At 62.3% G+C, this 4,007-nt stretch carries 7 protein-coding genes; 3 read left to right on the forward strand and 4 right to left on the reverse strand.

Features of this window, described 5'->3' with window-relative positions:
• On the reverse strand, positions 1 to 658 hold a 658-nt coding region (locus E5W87_RS34500), incomplete at its 3' end, for a LysR family transcriptional regulator (protein WP_292408148.1).
• A 157-nt stretch (positions 659 to 815) separates the two neighbouring features.
• Between E5W87_RS34500 and E5W87_RS34505 the strand changes: the two genes are divergently transcribed.
• Genes E5W87_RS34505 through E5W87_RS34515 form a run of 3 tightly spaced genes read left to right on the forward strand, consistent with a single transcriptional unit; the run spans position 816 to position 1,811 of the window.
• On the forward strand, positions 816 to 1,064 hold the full coding sequence (locus E5W87_RS34505; protein ID WP_292408166.1) for a hypothetical protein: 249 nt from the start codon (positions 816 to 818) through the stop codon (positions 1,062 to 1,064).
• Positions 1,004 to 1,258, forward strand: a complete 255-nt coding sequence (locus E5W87_RS34510) for a hypothetical protein (RefSeq protein WP_292408151.1) — start codon at positions 1,004 to 1,006, stop codon at positions 1,256 to 1,258. The genes E5W87_RS34505 and E5W87_RS34510 overlap by 61 nt, the downstream gene beginning before the upstream one ends.
• Positions 1,179 to 1,811 (forward strand): NAD(P)-dependent alcohol dehydrogenase, encoded by a 633-nt coding sequence (locus E5W87_RS34515; RefSeq protein ID WP_292408154.1) that lies wholly within the window; start codon positions 1,179 to 1,181, stop codon positions 1,809 to 1,811. Before E5W87_RS34510 ends, E5W87_RS34515 begins: the two co-directional genes overlap by 80 nt.
• A 29-nt stretch (positions 1,812 to 1,840) precedes the next feature.
• On the opposite strand, the gene E5W87_RS34520 is transcribed toward E5W87_RS34515, so the two are convergent.
• From E5W87_RS34520 to E5W87_RS34530, 3 genes are all read right to left on the reverse strand, one after another.
• Positions 1,841 to 2,548 (reverse strand): LssY C-terminal domain-containing protein, encoded by a 708-nt coding sequence (locus E5W87_RS34520; RefSeq protein WP_292408157.1) that lies wholly within the window; start codon positions 2,546 to 2,548, stop codon positions 1,841 to 1,843.
• 89 nt (positions 2,549 to 2,637) lie between these two features.
• Positions 2,638 to 3,438 carry an extensin family protein gene (locus E5W87_RS34525; protein WP_292408160.1) on the reverse strand — a complete coding sequence of 267 codons (801 nt, stop codon included), beginning with the start codon at positions 3,436 to 3,438 and terminating at the stop codon, positions 2,638 to 2,640.
• 202 nt (positions 3,439 to 3,640) lie between these two features.
• Positions 3,641 to 4,007 (reverse strand): extensin family protein (locus E5W87_RS34530; protein ID WP_292408163.1); only part of this gene is annotated, 367 nt, incomplete at its 5' end.

A 4,007-nucleotide genomic window follows, 5' to 3' on the forward strand; every position in this document is an offset into this window, starting at 1 on the left:
CCCGCGGCGTGAATTTCTCGATATGGCCGTCGGCATGCCTTACGCTCCACGGCCGGACGATGCCATCGCGGCCATAACCGATGACGCTGTGACTGGCGAGGTCGTCGATCGATCGCGGCCTGCCATGTTTTTCGAGATAGGATGGGGCCGCGCAGATGGCCGAGCGCTGGGCGTAGATGCGGCGCGCGGCGAGCGACAGGCTATCATCGAGATCGCCCATGCGAACCGCCAGATCGATGCCTTCTTCGATCAGGTCGACGCGCCGGTCGTTGAAGGAGATTTCGATCGTCAGATCCGGAAATTGCCTGGAGATATCGAAGAGCACGGGTGCGACGCATCTGCGGCCGAAGGCCAGAGGCACGTCGACCCGAAGCCGGCCGGAAGGCACCAGCCGACGCTCGGCGAGCAATGACTGCGCGGCTTCGATTTCGGACAGCGCCCTGACGCAGGCTTCGTAGTAGCCCAAACCTTCGCTGGTCGGGCTCAGGCTGCGGGTCGTGCGGTTGAGCAGGCGAACACCCAACCGCTGTTCCAGTTGCGCGACCGCCTTGCCGACCGCCGACTTGGTCACATGCAGCCGCCGGCCGGCGCCGGTGAAGCTGCCGGCCTCGACCGTCTGTACGAATGCGAGGACGCCTTGCAGGCTGGCCGGTTCCACGAGTCTCCCTATTGTAGAATTTAAATCTTCAATCCGTTTCAAAATATGCCATATGGAAGCGCTTTCATCTATAGTTAAATCGCATAGGTGTCACGCGTGGCCACCAACAACGGAGCGCGGACCTAAAATGGGACCTGAAATCAACAGATCCTGGCACATGAGCGGTTTCGGCCTGTCCAGGCTGGAGCCGGCTGAAGGAAGGATTCCCGAGCCAGGGTCACGCGATCTTCTGGTGCGGGTCAAAGCCGTTTCGCTGAACTACAAGGACAGGATGATCGTGGACGGCGTGCTGATCCCGGACCTTGCCTTCCTTTCGTGCCGACCTCAGACGCTATCGGCGAAGTGGTGGCCATCGGCAGCGAAGTCAGCGGCTTCCGCGTCGGGCAGCGCGTGCTTGGCCAGGTGATCGCCGATTGGCTGGACGGCGACGCACCGGCTGTGTTGCACCAGCATACGCTGGGGTCGTCGCTGCCCGGCACGTTGTCCGATTACGTGCTTTTCCCACGAAGATGCCGCCGTGGTGGCGCCGTCTTCTCTCAGCGATGCCGAGGCCTCGACGCTGCCGATCGCAGCGCTGACGGCGTGGTTCGCTCTGGTTGAGGCGACAAAGCCGATCCCGGGCGAGACCGTTCTCATCCAGGGCACTGGCGGCGTATCGCTGTTTGCGCTGCAGTTCGCGGCCGCCTTCGGCCTGCGCGCCATCGTCACGTCGAGCAGCGATGAGAAGCTTGAGCGTGCAAGAGAACTCGGCGCCTGGCAGACGATCAACTATCGCACCCAACCGGCGTGGGACGAAGTCGTGCGCGGCCTGACTGATGGCGTCGGCGTCAAGCATGTGCTGGAGATGGTCGGCGGCGACAATGCGCGGCGATCGCTCAATGCATTGGCCGCCGACGGCCGGCTGTCGGTCATCGGCCTTCTGGGCGGCATGGAACTCAGCTTTCCGATCATTCCCTTCCTGCGAAACCGGATTGTCGTGCAGGGCATATCGATCGGTCACCGCCGCGCCTTCGAGCGGATGAACGAGGCGATCGAGACGCTTGCGATCAAGCCGGTGATCGACAAGGTCTATGGTTTCGACGACGTGCCGCAGGCTTTCGAACATCTGGAGAATGGACCGTTCGGCAAGATCGTAATCGCCGGGTCGCGATAGCGGCCGTCAGGCGACGGTCTGCCGTGCACCTAAGGCAACTGCAGCAGTACGCCCACCACCGCCTTGCCGTCGGTGAAATAGGGATCACCACCGCCATTGCGCCCGGTCTTTGTCGCGCCGATGCCTGATATCTCGCTGGTCGAGATCAGCATACCTGCGGCAGACAGGTCGCGGATCAGGAAGTCGCGCTCGGCGTCGATGTCGGGACCGATATGGTGGGTGATCGCGCCGGTGTTATGGCTGAGGCCGACACCGCGATCGAAGCTTGCCGAGCCCAGCCAGAGTGGCCGACCATCGTCTCCGGTCGCATCGGTCTGCCAGAAGCGGACGTGATGACGCCGGTCGGCACTGTCGCCGACCGGTTTCTCGAAGGCCAGATCCTGTGCACGGCCTTCGAATAACAACCGACTGACCGGCGCGTCGGGATAGGGCCGATTGAACAGCACGCTTTCGCCGATCTCGATCGCGGTCTTCAGCGTGATGGCGTCGGCCGTGTCCCATCCGGCGACGGCGAAGGCGTGGACCAGCTCTTTTTTGTTACCGACGAGGCCGACATTGATCGGATCGCCCGCAATGCCTTGCGGCGTGTGCGTCACCATCTCGAAGCGCTGCGTGCGGAAGTTGCGATCCCGCAGGGTCCAGAATTCCGGCGCGGCGAAATAGGCGAGCACGAGATAGCCGGCGCAGAACGCCACCAGCCAGGTCGTTGCGCGTCGTCGAAGGCTTCGTCGGCTCACGAGATACCACCCAGGTGATATGGCATCGCTTTATGTGGCGTCATTCTACGCGGTGGCGCAGACCTTGGGCAGTGGGCACGCGCTCGGGCTCAACGGCAGGCGCGATAGCCGTTCTTGCGGTTCTTGATGTCGAAATGAAAATGGTTGCGGTGGTCGTAATTGTAGCCGGGACCAAGCACCGTGGTGAAATACTGACAGCCGTCGGCGCGCACAGTGTTGAGGAAGCCGCGCGTGCGGAAGGCGAACAGCCCAGGCTTGCGCACGTCGATGTCGTTGCCATTGCTGAGCTCGATGCTCATGATGTCGAGGGCGTTACCCTTGCCGTGCTCCGACAGCACGCCTTCGCCAGCGATCCTGCGGCAGGAATAGCTCGAGCCCTGGCGAATGGTCTTGACGCCGGAGAAATAACGCCAGCGGGCGGACGGAACCAGTTCATTCCTGGTCCAGCCGGCGAAGGTGGCGGCCATGTCGCAGGTGAGCGTTGCGGCCGGCTTCATCTGGATGCTGCCGATGGCCGAGATCTTGACGGGATAGTCGATGCCGCATTGGCCTTCGTGGATCGGCGCAAGGTCGGTGTAGACGACGCCCAGGCGCTTCAATTCCTTGCGGCAGCCGATTTCGCTGGCCGGCATCTGTTCGGTCGGCGCCATCGGCTCGTCCATACGCGGATAGGCAGCGGTCATATACGGATTGGACGGGACGAGGCTCTGCATGCCAGCATATTTCGGGACAGCTGATGTCTGGCTGCCGACATCGACGGCCGGTTCCAACGAAAGCACGCTTCCTGTGGTGCAGGCCGAGATCGCCGCGATCGCAAGCGCGCCGGCAATCATGCGCGCGCGTCTGGTTTGCCGCACGGCGACAAACGCGGCGCGAAATATCCCGGCCATCGACAAGATCCCTGTCCCCGAGCCTGATCCGATCAGGCTCTGTCTAATTGTTTGATCATGATCTTTCTCCGAAAACCGGATCCCACTTTTCGGGATCATGATCAGATGAGACAGAGCTTAACTGCCAAGAGTAAAGGAAAAATCAGCGGCCGCGTTTACGGCTGCGGCCAAATTGCGGCATGCATGCCGGCCCGGGATCATGTCACTGACAGAACGTTCCGCCGTTGCGGCGCGGTGCAAGATCGAGATGGAGATGCAGCGAATGATCCGCATCGCTGCCCGGGCCGAGCACGGTCTTGAACGGTCCGCAGGCGGCCTTGCGCACCGCATTCAGGAATTTCGCGTCCTTTTCCGGTAGCGCTGGGCCGATGTCGATTTTTCTGCCGCTCGAAAGCGTGAAGCTGGCGATGTCGAGCGCGTTGCCGAAAGCATGTTCCGACAGTTTCCCCCCGCCGTGGCGCGGCCGGCAGACAAAGGCGGATGCCTGATTAAGCGACTTGAGATTGGCGCCGAGCTCGGCCTTGGCCGCCGGCTGGATGATATCGATGGCGAAGCGCACGGCGGCCAAG

This window comes from Mesorhizobium sp. (assembly GCF_004962925.1).
Taxonomy (GTDB): Bacteria; Pseudomonadota; Alphaproteobacteria; order Rhizobiales; family Rhizobiaceae; genus Mesorhizobium.